This is a genomic window from Glycomyces xiaoerkulensis (genome assembly GCF_002798405.1).
GTDB classification, from domain to species: domain Bacteria; phylum Actinomycetota; class Actinomycetes; order Mycobacteriales; family Micromonosporaceae; genus Glycomyces; species Glycomyces xiaoerkulensis.
Window position 1 is genome coordinate 165,749 of sequence record NZ_PGGV01000038.1, and the last position, 19,412, is coordinate 185,160.

Annotated in this window: 19 protein-coding genes; 18 read left to right on the plus strand and 1 reads right to left on the minus strand. The window is 67.3% G+C overall.

The window, feature by feature from the left end:
* The first annotated feature begins 32 nt into the window (after window positions 1-32).
* The 9 genes from rplA to CUT39_RS19450 all read left to right on the plus strand — a co-directional run bounded on the left by rplA (window position 33) and on the right by CUT39_RS19450 (window position 11,659).
* Window positions 33-728, plus strand: coding sequence for a 50S ribosomal protein L1 (rplA, locus tag CUT39_RS19415; protein ID WP_100449108.1), 696 nt, complete (start codon window positions 33-35; stop codon window positions 726-728).
* 278 nt (window positions 729-1,006) lie between these two features.
* Window positions 1,007-1,546, plus strand: coding sequence for a 50S ribosomal protein L10 (gene rplJ / locus CUT39_RS19420; RefSeq protein ID WP_100449109.1), 540 nt, complete (start codon window positions 1,007-1,009; stop codon window positions 1,544-1,546).
* 33 nt (window positions 1,547-1,579) lie between these two features.
* A complete protein-coding gene (rplL, locus tag CUT39_RS19425) occupies window positions 1,580-1,966 on the plus strand; it encodes a 50S ribosomal protein L7/L12 (RefSeq protein WP_100449110.1) in 387 nt (128 codons plus the stop codon).
* A 164-nt stretch (window positions 1,967-2,130) separates the two neighbouring features.
* Complete coding sequence (locus tag CUT39_RS20590) at window positions 2,131-2,298, plus strand: hypothetical protein (RefSeq protein WP_157930846.1); 168 nt, start codon at window positions 2,131-2,133, stop codon at window positions 2,296-2,298.
* A 1,032-nt stretch (window positions 2,299-3,330) separates the two neighbouring features.
* A complete protein-coding gene (gene rpoB / locus CUT39_RS19430; protein ID WP_100449111.1) occupies window positions 3,331-6,762 on the plus strand; it encodes a DNA-directed RNA polymerase subunit beta in 3,432 nt (1,143 codons plus the stop codon).
* A gap of 79 nt (window positions 6,763-6,841) precedes the next feature.
* Window positions 6,842-10,726 carry a DNA-directed RNA polymerase subunit beta' gene (locus tag CUT39_RS19435; protein WP_100449112.1) on the plus strand — a complete coding sequence of 1,295 codons (3,885 nt, stop codon included), beginning with the start codon at window positions 6,842-6,844 and terminating at the stop codon, window positions 10,724-10,726.
* A gap of 116 nt (window positions 10,727-10,842) precedes the next feature.
* Window positions 10,843-11,100 carry a FitA-like ribbon-helix-helix domain-containing protein gene (locus tag CUT39_RS19440; RefSeq protein ID WP_100449113.1) on the plus strand — a complete coding sequence of 86 codons (258 nt, stop codon included), beginning with the start codon at window positions 10,843-10,845 and terminating at the stop codon, window positions 11,098-11,100.
* A complete protein-coding gene (locus tag CUT39_RS19445) occupies window positions 11,097-11,492 on the plus strand; it encodes a type II toxin-antitoxin system VapC family toxin (protein WP_100449114.1) in 396 nt (131 codons plus the stop codon). Before CUT39_RS19440 ends, CUT39_RS19445 begins: the two co-directional genes overlap by 4 nt.
* A 17-nt stretch (window positions 11,493-11,509) precedes the next feature.
* Window positions 11,510-11,659 (plus strand): AbrB/MazE/SpoVT family DNA-binding domain-containing protein, encoded by a 150-nt coding sequence (locus CUT39_RS19450; protein WP_100449115.1) that lies wholly within the window; start codon window positions 11,510-11,512, stop codon window positions 11,657-11,659.
* 24 nt (window positions 11,660-11,683) lie between these two features.
* Here CUT39_RS19450 and CUT39_RS20595 read toward each other — a convergent pair whose 3' ends face one another.
* The gene (locus tag CUT39_RS20595) at window positions 11,684-11,821 is read right to left on the minus strand and encodes a hypothetical protein (RefSeq protein ID WP_157930847.1); all 138 of its coding nucleotides are present in this window, start codon (window positions 11,819-11,821) and stop codon (window positions 11,684-11,686) included.
* 53 nt (window positions 11,822-11,874) lie between these two features.
* Between CUT39_RS20595 and CUT39_RS20600 the strand changes: the two genes are divergently transcribed.
* From CUT39_RS20600 to rplW, 9 genes are all read left to right on the plus strand, one after another.
* The gene (locus CUT39_RS20600; RefSeq protein ID WP_100449116.1) at window positions 11,875-12,246 is read left to right on the plus strand and encodes a hypothetical protein; all 372 of its coding nucleotides are present in this window, start codon (window positions 11,875-11,877) and stop codon (window positions 12,244-12,246) included.
* A gap of 587 nt (window positions 12,247-12,833) precedes the next feature.
* On the plus strand, window positions 12,834-13,205 hold the full coding sequence (rpsL, locus tag CUT39_RS19460) for a 30S ribosomal protein S12 (RefSeq protein ID WP_100449117.1): 372 nt from the start codon (window positions 12,834-12,836) through the stop codon (window positions 13,203-13,205).
* A 4-nt stretch (window positions 13,206-13,209) separates the two neighbouring features.
* On the plus strand, window positions 13,210-13,680 hold the full coding sequence (gene rpsG, locus CUT39_RS19465; RefSeq protein ID WP_100449118.1) for a 30S ribosomal protein S7: 471 nt from the start codon (window positions 13,210-13,212) through the stop codon (window positions 13,678-13,680).
* Between the two features lie 24 nt (window positions 13,681-13,704).
* The gene (gene fusA, locus CUT39_RS19470; protein ID WP_198587290.1) at window positions 13,705-15,810 is read left to right on the plus strand and encodes an elongation factor G; all 2,106 of its coding nucleotides are present in this window, start codon (window positions 13,705-13,707) and stop codon (window positions 15,808-15,810) included.
* Window positions 15,811-15,930: 120 nt separating this feature from the next.
* The gene (gene tuf, locus CUT39_RS19475) at window positions 15,931-17,124 is read left to right on the plus strand and encodes an elongation factor Tu (protein ID WP_100449119.1); all 1,194 of its coding nucleotides are present in this window, start codon (window positions 15,931-15,933) and stop codon (window positions 17,122-17,124) included.
* A gap of 351 nt (window positions 17,125-17,475) precedes the next feature.
* On the plus strand, window positions 17,476-17,784 hold the full coding sequence (gene rpsJ / locus CUT39_RS19480; protein ID WP_100449120.1) for a 30S ribosomal protein S10: 309 nt from the start codon (window positions 17,476-17,478) through the stop codon (window positions 17,782-17,784).
* Between the two features lie 8 nt (window positions 17,785-17,792).
* Entirely contained in the window at window positions 17,793-18,446 is a 654-nt protein-coding gene (gene rplC / locus CUT39_RS19485) for a 50S ribosomal protein L3 (protein ID WP_100449121.1), read from the plus strand.
* Entirely contained in the window at window positions 18,443-19,093 is a 651-nt protein-coding gene (rplD, locus tag CUT39_RS19490; RefSeq protein WP_100449122.1) for a 50S ribosomal protein L4, read from the plus strand. Before rplC ends, rplD begins: the two co-directional genes overlap by 4 nt.
* Window positions 19,090-19,404, plus strand: a complete 315-nt coding sequence (rplW, locus tag CUT39_RS19495; protein ID WP_100449123.1) for a 50S ribosomal protein L23 — start codon at window positions 19,090-19,092, stop codon at window positions 19,402-19,404. Before rplD ends, rplW begins: the two co-directional genes overlap by 4 nt.
* The last annotated feature ends 8 nt before the right edge of the window (window positions 19,405-19,412 follow it).

Sequence of the window (19,412 nt, forward strand, 5' to 3'; positions counted from 1 at the left end):
CCGTCCTCACCACGACATCCGAAGGATGGAACATGAAGCGCAGTAAGAAGTACACCGACCTCGCCAAGAAGGTCGACAGGACCCGTCTGTACTCGCCGGCCGAGGCCGCCGAGCTGGCCAAGGAGACCTCCCCGGCGAAGTTCGACGCCACCGTCGAGGTCGCCTTCCGCCTGGGAGTCGACCCGCGGCAGGCCGATCAGCTCGTCCGCGGCACGGTCTCCCTCCCCAACGGCACCGGCAAGACCGTCCGCGTCATCGCCTTCGCCGAGGGCGACAAGGCCGAGGCCGCCATGACCGCGGGCGCCGACGAGGTCGGCAGCGACGAACTCGTCAAGCGGATCTCCGAGGGCTGGCTCGAGTTCGACGCCGCCGTCGCCACTCCCGACCAGATGGCCAAGATCGGCCGGATCGCGCGGATCCTGGGCCCGCGCGGTCTGATGCCGAACCCGAAGACCGGCACGGTGACCCCCGACGTCGCCAAGGCCGTGACCGACATCAAGGCCGGGAAGATCTCCTTCCGCGTCGACAAGCACGCCAACCTGCACATGCTGATCGGCAAGACCAGCTTCTCGGTCGACCAGTTGACCGAGAACTACCGCGCCGCCATCGAGGAGGTGCAGCGGCTCAAGCCGTCCAGCTCCAAGGGCGTGTACCTGCGGAGGGCCACGCTGACCACCACCATGGGCCCGGGCATCCCGGTGGACCCGAAGGCGGTCAAGCTCGCCTAGCGAGCGGATGTGACCTGGCCCCGGTGCAGTGCGCTGCGCCGGGGCTCTTCGTATCCGGCCTGCTAGGCTGGATTCGTTTTCCACAACCCGAAGACCGTCGGTCACCGCCTCGCGCGGTTGTAAACCATCCGGGACCAACGTAGGGCGACTCGAAACGACCATGGTGTCGGCCATTCCTTTGGTTGACCACGGGTCAATCGCACGAGGCGTCCGCGAGGGCGCCTTTTTTGTCGCCTCCGTGACGGTTGAGGATTGATCAGCCGAGAAAGGAGGGAAACATGGCTGAAAGGGAAGAATACCCGGCGGACAAGCAGGCCGCCATTGCCGAGCTGAGCGACAGTTTCTCCAAGTCGTCGGCCGCCGTGCTCACCGAGTACCGCGGGCTGAGCGTGGACGAACTGCAGCAGCTCCGGCGTTCCCTCGGCGAGGGGGCGCGTTACCGCGTCGCCAAGAACACCCTCGCCAAGCGCGCCGCCAACCGGGCGGGGCTGACCGAACTGGACGACCTGTTCGTCGGTCCCACCGCGATCACCTTCATCGACGGCGATCCGGTGGAAGCCGCCAAGGGGCTGCGCGAGTTCTCCAAGGAGCACCAGGCCCTGGTGATCAAGGGCGGCGTGATGGAGGGCGAGACCCTCAGCGTCGATCAGATCAACCGGCTCGCCGAGCTCGAATCCCGCGAGGTGCTCCTGTCGAAGCTCGCCGCCGCGCTCAAGGCCAACGCGCAGCAGACCGCCGCCGTTCTCGACGCGCCCGTCACCAAGATGGCGCGACTGGCCGCGGCCCTGCAGGACAAGAAATCGGCCGACGGGGAATAGCCCCCCGGCCCGCAGACTTAGAAAGGAAACACCATGGCCAAGCTGTCCACTGATGAGCTGCTCGAGACCTTCAAGGAGATGACCCTCCTGGAGATCTCGGAGTTCGTGAAGGCGTTCGAGGAAGAGTTCGACGTCACCGCCGCCGCTCCCGTGGCCGTCGCCGCGGGCGGTGGCGCCGCCGCCGGCGGCGAGGAGCCCGAGGCCGAGCAGGACTCCTTCGACGTCGTCCTCGACTCCGCCGGCGACTCCAAGATCAAGGTCATCAAGGAAGTCCGCGGCATCACCTCCCTGGGCCTCAAGGAGGCCAAGGAGCTCGTCGAGGGCGCCCCGAAGGCCGTCCTGGAGGGCGCCGGCAAGGAGGACGCCGAGAAGGCCAAGGAGGCCCTCGAGGGCGCCGGCGCCGAGGTCTCCTTGAAGTAGGCGAGACGCGTTCAGCGACACCGGAACGGGCTCCCGGGCCCGTACGGCCGGGGCCGCACCGCCGCCAGGCGGTGCGGCCCTTCTTTGCGTCCGGCCCGAGGCAACGAATCCGACCTCCCGCCGCGTCATATCGGGAGAGCACCCTCGGACGCAAGGAGACGACGATGCCGAAGGCGTCACCGGCCGTGCGGGCGATCGGCGCGTCCGCGGCGCCCGCCCTGGCCGCCGGACGCGGAGTGCTCGGCGGGGACGCCGAGCCGGCCGCCGACGAGGCCCGGCTGATCGAGACGCGCGAGGCCGTAGACCGGGCCCAGGACATGCTCGAAGCCTGAACACCGACCTGATTCGGGGTACACGCCCGGGCCGCGTTGATGGGGCGCGGCCCGGGCGCTTTCTCATGCGCCGCTGCGCTCCTCTGCGACCGGCGGCGAAAAAGTCGGCCGAGTCCGCGTCACCTTCCGGGCCCGGACTCGTTCTACCGGTGAAGCCGTCGCCCCGAGCGGTGCGAACCGGTCGGCCCGTGAGACCGAACGCGGGTCCCGAGCCCGCCCGGAGCGCGGCGCCGGTGCCGAGACCGCGGCGACGCAACGGCGCCGAGCACGATCGGACGACGGCGGTCCGAGCCGCGGAGGGGACGGCTCGGACCGCCGCTCCGCCGTCCGGACGCCGACGATGTTTGGGCGGCACCGGCGCGGATACTCCCCGAACGACCCAGCGCACGGGGTCCGCGCCGGATTGAGGGCGACGGCGCGGCCCCGCCGTCCGGTCCGCCGGTCGGTGCGGGGCGGACGGAGCCGGATGCGTTCGGCGCCAGTCCGATCCCGCAAGCGCTGGGACTTTCAGCGTCGTGCTTCGTCCGGTCCTGCGAACGAACGCACCGCAACGCATTCGACGCTTGACTTGACGAAGTGTGACTCGATCCTGCAAACTGGTGGCTCAGGCGCCGCAACGTGGCGCGGGTAACGTGCAATTCCGGGTGCCCCTCCAGAAGCACCACCGCGCGGGACCCGCCCGGCGCCGACCGAATGAGGCCCCACGGCCAGGCAGGATCGACCCAGAGTTGGGAGGAGCTTCGGCAGCCCAGGAGATCGCCGTCACTACTGACCCCGCCGACTCGGCGGGGAGTTGACAGTTGCCGAAGCTTACACTAGGCTATTAATTTGCGCTGCCTCCTTCACGCTCTTTTTTGACGCGGTGAGGGTCGTGGACGGTGGGGAATCCAGGTATCGACGCTTGAGCGCTCGCGCGCCGCACGTGACCGTGCGACCGATGCCCGCCCCGGCTGTTCGCGCCGATCCCGCTTCGTTGTCGTGACCTTGGCATGCGCCGGCCGCAGCAAACTCAGGTCCTCGGAAGGACGAATCTTGGCAGCTTCCCGCACTGGCAAGACCAGCTCCAGCAAGAGCAAGCACGCACCCAGCCGCATTTCGTTCGGCAGGATCGAAGAAAAACTCGAAGTCCCGAACCTACTGGCGCTCCAGACGAATTCCTTCGACTGGCTCATCGGCAACGACGCCCACCGGGCCCGTGTCGGTGAGGACGCCAAGTGCGGTCTGGACGAGATCCTCGAAGAGATCAGCCCGATCGAAGACTTCTCGGGCACCATGAGCCTGTCCTTCTCCAACCCGCGCTTCGACGAGGTCAAGGCCCCGATCGAAGAGTGCCGCGAGAAGGACCTCACCTACTGCGCTCCGCTGTTCGTCACCGCGGAGTTCATCAACCACACCACCGGCGAGATCAAGAGCCAGACGGTCTTCATGGGCGACTTCCCGATGATGACCCCCAAGGGCACCTTCATCATCAACGGGACCGAGCGCGTCGTCGTCAGCCAGTTGGTCCGCTCGCCCGGGGTCTACTTCGACAAGCAGCCCGACAAGACCTCCGACCGCGACCTCACCAGCGCCAAGGTGATCCCCGGCCGGGGCGCCTGGCTCGAGTTCGACGTCGACAAGCGCGAGACCGTGGGCGTCCGCGTCGACCGCAAGCGCCGGCAGGCCGTCACCGTCCTGCTCAAGGCCGTCGGCTGGGACGCCGACCGGATCCGCGAGCGCTTCGGCTGGTCCGAGCTGATGATGGCGACCCTGGAGAAGGACACCATCCAGTCGCAGGACGAGGCGCTGCTGGACATCTACCGCAAGCTCCGCCCCGGTGAGCCGCCGACCAAGGACAACGCGCAGACGCTGCTGGAGAACCTCTTCTTCAACGCCAAGCGCTACGACCTGGCCAAGGTCGGCCGCTACAAGATCAACAAGAAGTTCGACCTCGAGGTGCCGATGTCCACCGGCGTCCTCACCGAGGACGACCTGGCCGCGACCATCGAGTACATGCTGCGGCTGCACTCGGCGGAGCCGGCCCACCACGCCGACGACATCGACCACTTCGGCAACCGCCGCCTGCGGACGGTCGGCGAGCTGATCCAGAACCAGATCCGCGTCGGCCTGTCCCGCATGGAGCGAGTCGTGCGCGAGCGCATGACGACCCAGGACGTCGAGGCGATCACGCCGCAGACCCTGATCAACATCCGCCCCGTGGTGGCCGCGATCAAGGAGTTCTTCGGCACCTCGCAACTGTCGCAGTTCATGGACCAGGTCAACCCCATCGCGGGTCTGACCCACCGCCGCCGCCTCTCGGCGCTCGGCCCGGGCGGCCTGTCGCGAGACCGCGCCGCGATGGACGTCCGCGACGTCCACCCGTCCCACTACGGCCGCATGTGCCCGATCGAGACGCCCGAAGGACCGAACATCGGCCTCATCGGCGCGATGTCGACCTTCGCGCGGGTCAACCCGTTCGGTTTCATCGAGACTCCGTACCGGAGGGTCGTCGACGGCGTCGTCACCGAGGACATCGACTACCTGACCGCCGACGAGGAGGACAGGTACACCATCGCCCAGGCCAACGCGCCGCTGAACACGGACGCGACCTTCGCCGACCCCCAGGTCCTGGCCCGCGGCCGCGGCGGCGAGGCCGAGCTGATGCCCGGCAAGGAAATCGACTACATGGACGTCTCGCCGCGGCAGATGACGTCGGTCGCCACCGCGCTGGTGCCGTTCCTGGAGCACGACGACGCCAACCGCGCCCTGATGGGCGCGAACATGCAGCGCCAGGCCGTGCCGCTGATCAAGACCGATTCGCCGCTGGTGGGCACCGGCATGGAGTACCGCGCCGCGGTCGACGCCGGCGACGTCGTGACCGCCGAGGCCGAGGGCCTGGTCGAGGACTCCAGCGCCGACTACATCACCATCGCCCAGGACGACGGCATGCGCCGCACCTACCTGCTGCACAAGTTCCGCCGCTCCAACGCCGGCTCGTGCATCAACCAGGTGCCGCTGGTCACCGAGGGCGAGCGGGTCGAGGCCGGCCAGCCGATCGCCGACGGACCGTCCACCGACAAGGGCGAGATGGCCCTCGGCAAGAACCTGCTGGTGGCGTTCACCTCCTGGGAGGGCCAGAACTTCGAGGACGCGATCATCCTCTCCTCCCGCCTGGTCGAGGACGACGTGCTCACCTCGATCCACATCGACGAGCACGAGGTCGACGCGCGCGACACCAAGCTCGGGCCCGAGGAGATCACCCGGGACATCCCGAACGTCGGCGAGGAGATGCTCTCCGACCTCGACGACCGCGGCATCATCCGCATCGGCGCCGAGGTCGAGGACGGCGACATCCTGGTCGGCAAGGTCACGCCCAAGGGCGAGACCGAGCTGACCCCGGAGGAGCGCCTGCTCCGCGCGATCTTCGGCGAGAAGGCCCGCGAGGTCCGCGACACCTCCCTGAAGGTCCCGCACGGCGAGGCCGGCACGGTCATCGGCGTCCGGACCTTCGACCGCGAGGACGGCGACGAGTTGAGCCCCGGCGTCAACGAGCTGGTCCGCGTCTACATCGCGCAGAAGCGCAAGATCGGCGTGGGCGACAAGCTCGCCGGCCGCCACGGCAACAAGGGCGTCATCTCCAAGGTGGTGCCGCAGGAGGACATGCCGTTCCTGCCCGACGGCACCCCGGTCGACATCCTGCTCAACCCGATGGGCGTGCCGGGCCGGATGAACATCGGCCAGGTGCTCGAGGTCCACTTGGGCTGGGCGGCCAAGTCCGGCTGGAAGATCGAGAACTTCGACGAGGTGTGGCAGCAGGCCCTCCAGGGCATCGGGGCCGACGAGGCCCCGGCGGACTCCAAGGTCGGGACGCCCGTCTTCGACGGCACCCACCCCGAGGAGGTCCAGGGCGTGCTCGCGAACGCGCTGCCGAACCGCGACGGGGACCGGATGGTCGCCCCGACCGGCAAGGCGCGGCTGTTCGACGGCCGCACCGGCGAGCAGTTCCCGGATCCGATCAGCGTCGGCTACATGTACATCCTCAAGCTGAACCACATGGTGGACGACAAGATCCACGCCCGCTCCACGGGGCCGTACTCGATGATCACCCAGCAGCCGCTGGGCGGCAAGGCCCAGTTCGGCGGCCAGCGGTTCGGCGAGATGGAGTGCTGGGCCATGCAGGCCTACGGTGCGGCCTATGCGCTGCAGGAGCTGCTGACGATCAAGTCCGACGACGTGGTCGGCCGCGTGAAGGTCTACGAGGCCGTCGTCAAGGGCGAGAACGTGCCGGAGCCGGGCATTCCGGAGTCGTTCAAGGTGCTGCTCAAGGAGCTTCAGTCGCTCTGCCTGAACGTGGAGGTCCTCTCCGCGGACGGCCAGGCCATCCAGATGACCGAGAGCGACGACGAGGTGTTCCGGGCGGCCGAGGAGCTGGGGATCGACCTGTCGCACGAAGAGCCGAGCAGCGTCGATTTCGAAAGCGCCTGACGTCGAGTGAGGGCGGTCAGAAGCCGCCCTCGCCCACGTCTCATCCAAGCCTGAAGAGAACATCAAGGGGAAGAGTTCAGTGCTCGACGTCAACTTCTTCGACAAGTTGAAGATCGGCCTCGCCACCGCCGAGGACATCCGGCAGTGGTCCCACGGGGAAGTGAAGAAGCCCGAGACCATCAACTACCGGACCCTCAAGCCCGAGAAGGACGGCCTGTTCTGCGAGAAGATCTTCGGCCCGACCCGGGACTGGGAGTGCTACTGCGGGAAGTACAAGCGCATCCGGTTCAAGGGCATCATCTGTGAACGCTGCGGCGTCGAGGTGACTCGTTCGAAGGTCCGCCGCGAGCGGATGGGCCACATCGAGCTGGCCGCCCCCGTCACGCACATCTGGTACTTCAAGGGCGTGCCCTCGCGCCTGGGCTACCTGCTGGACCTGGCGCCGAAGGACCTGGAGAAGGTCATCTACTTCGCGGCCTACGTGATCACCGCCGTCGACGAGGACGCGCGTCAGCGCGACATCCCGACGCTGGAGAACGAGATCGTGGCCGAGAAGCGCACGCTCGAGCAGCAGCGCGACTCCGCCATCGAGGAGCGCGCCTCCAAGCTCGAGGCCGACGTGGCCGAGCTGGAGGCCGAGGGCGCCCGCGCCGACGTCCGCCGCAAGGTCAAGGACGGCGGCGAGCGCGAGATGCGCCAGATCCGCGACAAGGCCCAGCGCGAGATCGACCGCCTCGACGAGGTCATGGACACCTTCCGCAAGCTGGAGGTGCGCCAGCTCATCGGCGACGAGATGCTCTACCGAGAGCTGCAGCAGCGCTTCGGCGAGTACTTCTCCGGCGGCATGGGCGCCGAGGCGATCAAGGACCTGCTGGAGGATCTGGACCTGGACGCCGAGGCCGACGGCCTCCGCGAGGTCATCGCCACCGGCAAGGGCCAGAAGAAGCTGCGGGCGCTCAAGCGCCTGAAGGTGGTGGCCGCGTTCCAGGCCACCGGCAACTCGCCGATGGGCATGGTCCTCGACTGCGTGCCGGTGATCCCGCCGGAGCTGCGCCCGATGGTGCAGCTCGACGGTGGCCGGTTCGCCACCAGCGACCTCAACGACCTGTACCGCCGCGTGATCAACCGCAACAACCGCCTGAAGCGGCTGATGGACCTCGGCGCGCCCGAGATCATCGTCGCCAACGAGAAGCGGATGCTGCAGGAGTCGGTGGACGCGCTGTTCGACAACGGCCGCCGCGGACGCCCGGTCACCGGTCCCGGCAACCGCCCGCTCAAGTCGCTCTCGGACATGCTCAAGGGCAAGCAGGGCCGGTTCCGCCAGAACCTGCTGGGCAAGCGGGTCGACTACTCGGGCCGTTCGGTCATCGTGGTCGGTCCGCGCCTGAAGCTCCACGAGTGCGGTCTGCCCAAGCAGATGGCCCTGGAGCTGTTCAAGCCGTTCGTGATGAAGCGCCTGGTCGATCTCAACCACGCGCAGAACATCAAGTCGGCCAAGCGCATGGTCGAGCGCGCCCGGCCGGTGGTGTGGGACGTGCTCGAGGAGGTCATCAGCGAGCACCCGGTGATGCTCAACCGCGCGCCGACGCTGCACCGCCTCGGCATCCAGGCTTTCGAGCCGCAGTTGGTCGAGGGCAAGGCCATCCAGTTGCACCCGCTGGTGTGCACGGCGTTCAACGCCGACTTCGACGGCGACCAGATGGCGGTCCACGTGCCGCTGTCGGCCGAGGCCCAGGCCGAGGCCCGCGTCCTGATGCTGGCCAGCAACAACATCCTCAAGCCCTCGGACGGCAAGCCGGTGGCCCTGCCCACGCAGGACCAGATCATCGGCCTGTACTACCTGACCCACCGCAACGAGGGGCTGCCGGGCGAAGGCCGCGCGTTCGCCGACGTCGGCGAGGCCATCATGGCCTACGACCGGGGCGAGCTGAACCTGCAGTCGCCGATCCGGATCCGGCTCGACGGCCTGCAGCGCATCGACAACGGCCCGGACGCGCCGTGGGAGGCCCCCGAGGGCTGGGAGCCGGGGCAGACCGTGCTGGCGGAGACCACGCTCGGCCGGGTGTTCTTCAACGACTGCCTGCCTCCGGACTTCCCGTTCGTGAACTTCGAGGTGCGCAAGGGCCAGTTGTCCGACATCATCCACGACCTGTCGGAGCACTACTCGAAGGTGCACCTGGGCGCCTGCCTGGACGCGCTGAAGACCGCCGGCTTCAAGTGGGCCGGCTGGTCGGGCGTGACCATCGGCATCGAGGACGTGGTGGAGCCGGCGCACAAGTCCGAGATCCTCGAGAAGTACGAGTCGGACTCGTCCAAGATCGACAAGCAGTACATGCGCGGTCTGATGACCGCCGAGGAGCGCCGCGGCGAGCTGACCGAGATCTGGACCAAGGCGACCGCCGAGGTCATGGACGACCTGAACGACACGCTCCAGCAGGGCAACCCGCTGTGGCAGATGATCAACTCCGGGGCGCGCGGCAACATGCTGCAGCTTCGCCAGATCGCCGGCATGCGCGGCCTGGTGGCGAACCCGAAGGGCGAGATCATCCCGCGTCCGATCAAGTCCTCGCTGCGCGAGGGCCTGACGGTGCTGGAGTACTTCATCTCCACCCACGGCTCCCGGAAGGGCCTGGCCGACACCGCGCTGCGGACGGCCGACTCGGGGTACCTGACCCGGCGCCTGGTGGACGTCTCGCAGGACGTCATCATCCGCGAGACCGACTGCGGCACCGACCGGTACCTGGACTTCCAGATCGGCATGGAGCTGGACGGCGGCCTGATCGCGACCGAGACGGTCGATACCTCGGTCGACGCCCGGACCCTGTCGGAGGACGTCGAGGTCGACGGCAAGGTGGTGCTCGAGGCCGGCGCGCAGTTGAACTCGGACAACATCGCCGATCTGATCGCGAAGGGCGTGAGCCGGATCAAGGTCCGCTCGGTCCTGACCTGCGAGTCGCGCCACGGCGTGTGCGCCGCCTGCTACGGCCGCTCCATGCCGACCGGTGAGCCGGTCGACCTGGGCGAGGCCGTCGGCATCATCGCCGCGCAGTCGATCGGTGAGCCGGGCACGCAGTTGACCATGCGGACCTTCCACACCGGCGGTGTGGCCGGCGACGACATCACGCAGGGCCTGCCCCGCGTGCAGGAGGTCTTCGAGGCCCGCATCCCGAAGGGCAAGGCGCCGATCGCCGAGTCGAGCGGCACCGTGCGGATCGAGGACGCCGAGAAGAGCCGCAAGATCGTCATCGCGCCCGACGACGGCTCCGATGAGATCGTGGTCGACAAGGTGCCGCGCCGCCTGCGCCTGCGCGTGGGCGACGGGGAGCACGTCGCGGTCGGCGAGAAGCTGGTCGAGGGCACCATCGACCCGCACGAGCTGCTGCGCGTGCTGGGCCCGCGGAAGGTGCAGCGGCACCTGGTCGGCGAGGTCCAGGACGTCTACCGCTCGCAGGGCGTGATGATCCACGACAAGCACCTCGAGATCATCGTGCGGCAGATGCTCAAGCGGATCACGATCATCGACTCGGGCACGGCGGAGTTCCTGCCCGGCTCGCTGGTCGACCGCCTGGAGTTCGAGGAGGCCAACCGCAAGATCATGGCCGACGGCGGCGAGCCGGCCTCGGGCCGCCCGCAGTTGATGGGCATCACCAAGGCCAGTCTGGCGACCGAGTCCTGGCTGTCGGCGGCCTCCTTCCAGGAGACCACCCGGGTGCTGACCGAGGCCGCGATCTCCGGCAAGTCCGACAGCCTGGTCGGTCTGAAGGAGAACGTGATCCTCGGCAAGCTGATCCCGGCCGGCACCGGCATCGCGAAGTACCGCAACGTCTCGGTGGAGCCGACCGAGGAGGCCAAGGCCGCGGTCTACAGCCTGGGAGGCTACGAGGACACGACCACGCCGACCTTCTCCTACGGGACGGGCCCGGCGGTGTCCCTGGAAGACTCCTACGACCTGGGCACCTACTAGAGCAGATCCCCAGCCGATCCCGACGGCTGAACGATGAGGGGCCGAGCGCGCAGCGCTCGGCCCCTCATCGTTCAGGGGGCTTTCCAACCCGGGCATGGAGCATGTAAAATACATGCATGGTGAACATTCAAGTGCGCGACGTCCCGGAGGAGGTCAGGGATTCGCTTGCTGCTGCGGCGAAGGCGCGCGGCCAGTCCATGCAGGCGTATCTTCTCGGGCTGTTGGAAGAAGGCGCGCGCCGAACCCGCAGCATCGCGATGCTGAAGCGACTCGATCGGATGGGCGGGGGTTACAGCGGGGAGGACTCGAATGCCGCCGATGAGATAGCGGCGCAGCGAGCCGAGCGGGACCTTCGCAATCAGGGTGATGCATGATCGTCATCGACTCGTCGCTGCTGGTGGAAGCGTTGTCCAGCGATGATGGGCGGAGTCATCGGGCTCGCACGCTGCTCTCCGAGGATCCGGCTTGGCACGCTCCCGACCATCTCTCGGTTGAAGTCACCTCGGCGATTCGCGGGAGAGTCCTCGGTAAGAAGATCACGCTGGAGCGGGCCGAATTCGCCTTGGCGACCCTCCGCGAAATGCCGATCGTGCATTCATCGTGGCACGAAATCGCCGATCGGGCATGGAGCCTGAGGGACAACATGACTCCCTATGACGCCGCCTTCATCGCATTGGCGGAGCGTCTCGACTGCCCGGTGGTGACAACCGACCGGAAGCTCGCAGATTGCCCGCTCCGGCGGTGCGAAGTTCAAGTGATCGATTGAGCGGCTACGGAGGGATAATGACGGTTCACATCACAGTTCGCGTGCGCAAAGACGGTCGAGTAACGGTGCCGAAGGCGGTTCGTGAAGCGCTGAGCCTCGGCGTCGGCGACCTCGTCCGGTTCCCGATCCATGAGGATGGAACGGTCGCCGTGCGCAAGAGTTCCTGACTCGGGTGTCAGTGGCGCCATACGCTACCGCCGTTCTGCCTCGGGCTCCAGGCCGTCTCCGGTGATGCGGTCCCAGAGCTCGGCGTCCTCCGAGGCGTACCACTCTTCCCAGGCGGCCTGGTACTGGTTCTCGAGCTTCGTTTCGCCGACGGGTTCGGTCATGTGCAGATGCTCCCGATTCTTCGCCGGAAGTTCAACCGCAATAGGATGGGCGCGTGTTGTGGGCGCAGGAGGGGTACGCGGTGCGGCATCCCGAGGATCCGGATCCGGTCGAGTCGACCAAGATCGTGGCCGCCTTCACCCTGGCGGTGCTGGCGGTGGTGTTCTCGCCGTTCGTCGGGGGCGCGGTGCCGGCGCTGCTGGCGCTGCTGCTGGCGCGGCAGGCCGAGGCCGAGATCCGGGACTCCGAGGGCTTCCTGCTCGGCGGGCGCCGGCTGCCGCTCATCCGGCGGCTGTGCTGGATCGCGCTGGGGATCGCCGCGGCGGTGGTGGTCGCGATCCTGCTGGTCTGGATCGTGGGCCTGGCCCGATCGGCGGGGGAGCCGAGCTTCGAGGGCGAGATAGCCCTGTCCCGGCTCGGAGGGTGAGGCGCGATACCCTCGGAACGGGGCGGCCCCCTCGCTGGGCCGCCGTTCCAGGAGCTAAGATAGAACACGGTGTGTCTACCGCACCGAGCGGACGACGCAGTGCCCGATCGCCCCGGAATGTTCCGTGACTTCGAACACGGACGCCTTGCGGGCCGAAATCGGCTTTGACGCAGTTCGTTAGGCTAGGTAGGCTTCTCCCTTGTGCCTGGACACCGCTTTGAGCGGCATGGTGGCCCTGTCTACTCCGGCAGCTCGGTCCCCGTGAGAGCCAGGCCAGGTTGCGTGCCTGCAAGGCGGCTGCTCCCATTAGGCGGCCCGCCTGGCGTCATCGGCACGCACACCCTCCAATTGGGGGCTTCGTGAATATTGGCTCCGATAGTCAGTCTCGCCAGAGATCACACTCACGAACGCGTCTGAACCTGCCCTAGCGGCGAAGTTCGCTTCGCCGAAGGCTGTTCTGAGTCCGGAGAGGCGCGACACGCCCGAACGCGGGGGACGGGAACCCGCTCGAGAGAGCGGGGCTTTCAGATGACGCCGCCACGACAGGAATACGCAACCAGCAACCATGTTGAGAGGGGTTCGGCTCAGTGCCAACCATCCAGCAGTTGGTCAGAAAGGGTCGCAAGACCAGGACCAGCAAGAACAAGACGCCCGCGCTGAAGGGCAGCCCGCAGGCGCGCGGCGTGTGCACCCGCGTGTACACGACCACGCCCAAGAAGCCCAACTCGGCCATGCGCAAGGTCGCCCGCGTCCGGCTCATGAACGGCACCGAGGTCACCGCCTACATCCCCGGTGTCGGCCACAACCTGCAGGAGCACTCCATCGTGCTCGTCCGCGGCGGCCGCGTCCGCGACCTGCCCGGCGTCCGCTACAAGGTCATCCGCGGCGCGCTCGACACGCAGGGCGTCCGCGATCGCAAGCAGGCTCGCAGCCGTTACGGCGCCAAGAAGGAGAAGTAGACACATGCCACGCAAAGGCCCCGCGCCCCGCCGGCCGCTGACTGCTGACCCGGTCTACAACTCGGTGCTGGTGACCCAACTCATCAACAAGGTCCTCAAGGACGGCAAGCGCCGCCTCGCCGAGCGCATCGTCTACGAGGCGCTCGAGAACTGCCGCCAGAAGGCCGACGCCGAGCCGGTGGTCGTCCTCAAGCGCGCCCTCGACAACGTGAAGCCGACCCTCGAGGTCCGCTCCCGCCGCGTCGGCGGCGCCACCTACCAGGTCCCGGTGGACGTGCGCCCGCAGCGCGCCACCACCCTGGGTCTGCGCTGGCTGGTCGGGTTCGCCCGCGACCGTCGCGAGAAGACCATGGTCGAACGGCTGACCAACGAGGTCCTGGACGCCTCCAACGGCCTCGGCGCCGCGGTCAAGAAGCGCGAGGACACCCACAAGATGGCCGATTCCAACAAGGCATTCGCCCACTACCGCTGGTAGTGGTCACACTCGAAGAAGGCAATCGTGGCTAAAAAAGCTAACGCCGCCCTGGCCAAGCTCCGCAACATCGGCATCATGGCGCACATCGACGCCGGCAAGACGACCACCACCGAGCGCATCCTGTATTACACCGGCGTGTCGCACAAGATCGGTGAGGTCCACGACGGCGCCGCGACCATGGACTGGATGGCGCAGGAGCAGGAGCGCGGCATCACCATTACGTCCGCCGCCACCAAGTGCGAGTGGGACGACCACATCATCCAGATCATCGACACGCCCGGCCACGTCGACTTCACCGTCGAGGTCGAGCGGTCCCTGCGCGTTCTGGATTCCGCGATCGCCGTCTACGACGGTGTCGCGGGCGTGGAGCCGCAGACGGAGAACGTGTGGCGGCAGGCCGACAAGTACAGCGTTCCGCGCATGTGCTTCGTCAACAAGCTCGACCGCACCGGCGCGAACTTCTTCCGCTGCGTCGAGATGATGCAGGAGCGCCTCAGTTCCAACACCGCGGTGCTGCAGCTCCCGATCGGGCTCGAGTCCGACTTCATCGGCGTCGTCGACCTGGTCGAAATGAACGCCAAGGTGTGGCGGGGCGAGACCGGCCTCGGTGAGAAGTACGAGGTCGAATCGATCCCGGCGGACCTGGCCGACCAGGCCGATGAGTACCACGAGAAGCTCATCGAGACGCTGTCGGACATCGACGACGAGCTCGCCGAGAAGTACCTCGAGGGCGACCGGATCTCGGCCGAGGAGATCAAGTCCGCGATCCGCAAGGGCACGATCGCCAACGAGATCAACCCGGTGCTGTGCGGTACGGCGTTCAAGAACAAGGGCGTCCAGCCGCTGCTCGACGCCGTCGTCGACTACCTGCCGAGCCCGCTCGACGTGCCGGCGATCCAGGGGACCCTCACCGACAACGAGACCCCGGTCGAGCGCCACGCCGACGTCGACGAGCCGTTCAGCGCCCTGGCGTTCAAGATCCAGACCGACAAGCACCTCGGCCGCCTCACCTACGCCCGCATCTACTCGGGCACGGTCGCCACCGGCACTCAGGTCATGAACTCGACCAAGAGCCGCAAGGAGCGCATCGGCAAGATCTACCAGATGCACGCCAACAAGCGCGAGGAGCGCTCGGAGGCGCAGGCCGGCGACATCATCGCCATCCAGGGTCTGAAGCAGACGACCACCGGCGACACGCTCACCGACTCGAGCAGCCAGGTCATCCTGGAGTCGATGATCTTCCCCGAGCCGGTCATCGACGTGGCCATCGAGCCCAAGTCGAAGGCCGACCAGGACAAGCTGGCCACCGCCATCCAGCGCCTCGCCGAGGAGGACCCGACGTTCCGGGTCCAGACCGACGAGGAGACCGGCCAGACGGTCATCTCCGGCATGGGCGAGTTGCACCTCGACATCCTGGTCGACCGCATGAAGCGGGAGTTCAACGTCGAGGCCAACATCGGCAAGCCGCAGGTGGCCTACCGGGAGACGATCACCAAGCGGGTCGAGAAGGTCGAGTTCCTGCACAAGAAGCAGACCGGTGGCTCCGGCCAGTTCGCCCGCGTCATCGTGAACCTCGAGCCGCTCGACATGAAGTCGAACGAGGACGAGGTGTTCGCCTTCGACGACAAGATCACCGGAGGCCGGATCCCGCGCGAGTACATCCCGTCGGTCAAGGACGGCGCGGCGGACGCGCTGGAGGACGGCATCGTGGCGGGCTACCCGCTGGTGGGCGTGAAGATGGAGCTGACCGACGGTCAGTACCACGAGGTCGACTCCTCGGAGATGGCGTTCAAGATCGCCGGCAAGATGGTGCTGAAGGAGGCCGCCAAGCGGGCGAAGCCGGTGCTGCTCGAGCCGATGATGGCCGTCGAGGTCATCTGCCCCGAAGAGAACATGGGTGATGTGATCGGCGACATCAACTCCAGGCGCGGCCTGGTCCAGGAGATGGGCGAGCGGGGCAATGACCGCACGGTCACCGCTCAGGTGCCGCTGTCCGAGATGTTCGGCTATGTCGGGGACCTCCGGTCGAAGACGGCCGGCCGCGCGAACTACTCAATGCAGTTCGACACCTACGCCGAAGTCCCGGCGAACGTCGCCAAGGAGATCATCGCCAAGGCGACAGGCGAGTAATCGGATCGGGAGGGCAAGCCCGTCTTCCCGCCCGTGAACCCACCTGTGGCCGGTGCATCACCGGCGACGCAATGGGTCAGTTAAGTCAAACCAGATTTATTCAGTCCACAGGAGGACGAAGTGGCTAAGGAAAAGTTCGAGCGGAACAAGCCTCACATCAACATCGGCACGCTCGGTCACGTCGACCACGGCAAGACCACGCTCACGGCGGCCATCACCAAGGTCCTGCACGAGAAGCACCCGGACCTGAACCCGTACACGCCGTTCGACGAGATCGACAACGCGCCGGAGGAGAAGACCCGCGGCATCACGATCTCGATCTCGCACGTCGAGTACCAGACCGAGAGCCGGCACTACGCCCACGTCGACTGCCCGGGGCACGCCGACTACATCAAGAACATGATCACCGGTGCCGCCCAGATGGACGGTGCGATCCTGGTCGTGTCGGCCGCCGACGGCCCGATGCCGCAGACCCGCGAGCACGTGCTGCTGGCCCGCCAGGTAGGCGTCCCGTACATCGTGGTGGCGCTCAACAAGGCCGACATGGTCGATGACGAGGAGATCCTCGAGCTGGTCGAGATGGAGGTCCGCGAGCTGCTGTCCGACCAGGAGTTCCCGGGCGACGACGCGCCGGTCGTCAAGGTCTCGGCGCTGAACGCCCTCGAGGGCGAGCAGAAGTGGATGGACGCCGTCGCCGAGCTGATGGACGCCGTCGACGAGTCGATCCCGGAGCCGCAGCGCGACACCGACAAGCCGTTCCTGATGCCGGTCGAGGACGTCTTCACCATCACCGGCCGCGGCACCGTCGTGACCGGTCGCGTGGAGCGCGGCGTCCTGCTCCCGAACGAGGAGGTCGAGATCCTCGGCATCAAGGAGTCCTCGATCAACACCAAGGTGACCGCGATCGAGATGTTCCGCAAGACCCTCGACGACGCGCGCGCCGGTGAGAACGTCGGGCTGCTGCTCCGCGGCACCAAGCGCGAGGAGGTCGAGCGCGGCATGGTCGTGACCAAGCCGGGCACCACCACGCCGCACACCGAGTTCGAGGGCCAGGTCTACATCCTGGCCAAGGACGAGGGCGGCCGCCACACGCCGTTCTTCAACAACTACCGTCCGCAGTTCTACTTCCGGACCACGGACGTGACCGGCGTGGTGACCCTCCCCGAGGGCACCGAGATGGTCATGCCCGGCGACAACACCGACATGAAGGTCGAGCTCATCCAGCCGGTCGCGATGGACGAGGGCCTCCTCTTCGCGATCCGCGAGGGTGGCCGCACCGTCGGTTCCGGCCGCGTCACCAAGGTCATCAAGTAAGACCGCGAACCGGGGCGACCCATCCGCTGGGTCGCCCCGGTGCTTTGCTTCCACAGGTACATACGCGTAACCTGCCCCACTGTCCGCGCCCCGGATTACCGCGCAATAGCGGGGACCTGCATAATAGGGAGGTTGCGTTCGCATCAGCCCGCCGTTGGCGACCGCTGATGCTCACGCCCGGCCCGCGGGCCCAAGTAGGCACAGCGCCGAGAGGGACCGTTCACGGCGGGCAGGCGGGCGAGCCAAGACACCCGGATCAGGTACCCCTGTGTCCGAAACCGTGCCCGAGCTCGCGACACGCCCGACCGCGTGGAGCGGTCTGAACAGCCAATTTACGTTAGGTAAGGAACCATGGCGGGACAGAAGATCCGCATCAGGCTGAAAGCCTACGACCACGAGGTCGTGGACTCCTCGGCCCGCAAGATCGTGGAGACGGTCACCCGCACCGGAGCTGACATCGCCGGGCCGGTGCCGCTGCCGACCGAGATCAACCGCTTCTGCGTGATCCGGTCGCCGCACAAGTACAAGGACTCTCGCGAGCACTTCGAGATGCGTACGCACAAGCGCCTCATCGACATCCTCGAGCCGACCCCCAAGACGGTCGACTCGCTGATGCGACTCGACCTGCCGGCGGGCGTCGACATCGAGATCAAGCTGTAGGGGCACCAATGGACAGGCAGATCAAGGGAATCCTGGGCACCAAGCTCGGCATGACCCAGGTGTGGGACGAGAACGGCCGCGCCGTGCCCGTCACGGTGGTGCAGGCCGGCCCGTGCGTCGTCACCCAGATTCGCAAACCCGACGTCGACGGTTACTCGGCCGTGCAGCTGGGCTTCGGCGACGTCAAACTCAAGAACGTCACCAAGCCGATCAAGGGCCACTTCGAGAAGGCCGGCGTCGCGCCGCGGCGCCACCTGGTCGAGATCCGGACCACCGACGCGGCCGACTACGAGCTCGGCCAGACCATCGAGGCCACGACCTTCGCCGCCGGCGATCTGGTCGACGTCACCGGCACGACCAAGGGCAAGGGCTTCGCCGGCGTCATGAAGCGCCACAACTTCGGCGGCCACGGTGCCAGCCACGGCACCCACAAGGTCCACCGCGCGCCCGGCGCGATCGGCGGCTGCGCCACGCCCGGACGCGTGTTCAAGGGCATGAACATGGCCGGCCGCATGGGCGGAGTCCGCCAGACCACGCAGAATCTGCGCATCCAGGCGGTCGACGCCGAGCGCGGACTCCTGCTCATCGTCGGCGCCGTCCCCGGCTCCAAGAACGGCACGGTGCTCGTCCGCAGCGCAGTGAAGCAGGTGGTCACCCAATGAGCCTCGAAATCAACGTCAAGGACGCCTCCGGCAAGGCGACCGGGAAGGCCATCGCCCTCCCCGAGCGGATCTTCGATGTAGAGCCGAACATCCCGCTGATGCACCAGGTGGTGACCGCGCAGCAGGCCGCGGGCCGCTCGGGCACGGCGAACACCAAGACCCGCGGCGAGGTTCGCGGCGGCGGCAAGAAGCCTTACCGCCAGAAGGGCACCGGCCGCGCCCGCCAGGGCTCGATCCGCGCCCCGCAGTTCGCCGGCGGCGGCACCGTGCACGGCCCCAAGCCGCGCTCGTACGCCGAGCGCACACCCAAGAAGATGAAGGCCGCCGCGCTCGCGGGCGCGCTGACCGACCGTCTTCGCAGCGAGCAGTTGCACGTCATCACCTCCTTCATCGACGAAGAGAAGCCGAAGACCAAGGCCGCCAAGGCCGCGCTCGGCGCGGTCACCGAGTCGGCCAAGGTCCTGGTGGTGCTCGCCCGCGACGAGGAGACCGCGCGGCTCAGCCTGCGCAACCTCCCCGAGGTCCACCTCCTCGACTGGGGCCAGCTCAACACCTACGACGTGCTCAACAACGAGGACATCGTCTTCAGCGAGGCCGCCCTCGAGGCGTTCATCGCTGACCGGACCGAGCAGGAGGCCGCGGCATGAGCGAAGTGAGAGTCGCCGACCCGCGCGACATCATCATCAAGCCGGTCATCTCGGAGAAGACCTACACCCTCCTGGGCGAGGGCAAGTACACCTTCGAGGTCGACCCGCGCGCCAACAAGAGCCACATCAAGATCGCCATCAAGCAGATCTTCGGGGTGGACGTCAAGAGCGTCAACACCCTCAACCGCGAAGGGAAGCGCAAGCGGACCCGCAGCGGTTGGGGCCAGCGCAAGAGCGTCAAGCACGCGATCATCACCGTCGAGGGCGACCCCGGTCGCCTGGGTGAGATCTTCGGCGGACAGATCTCGTAGGGACGCAG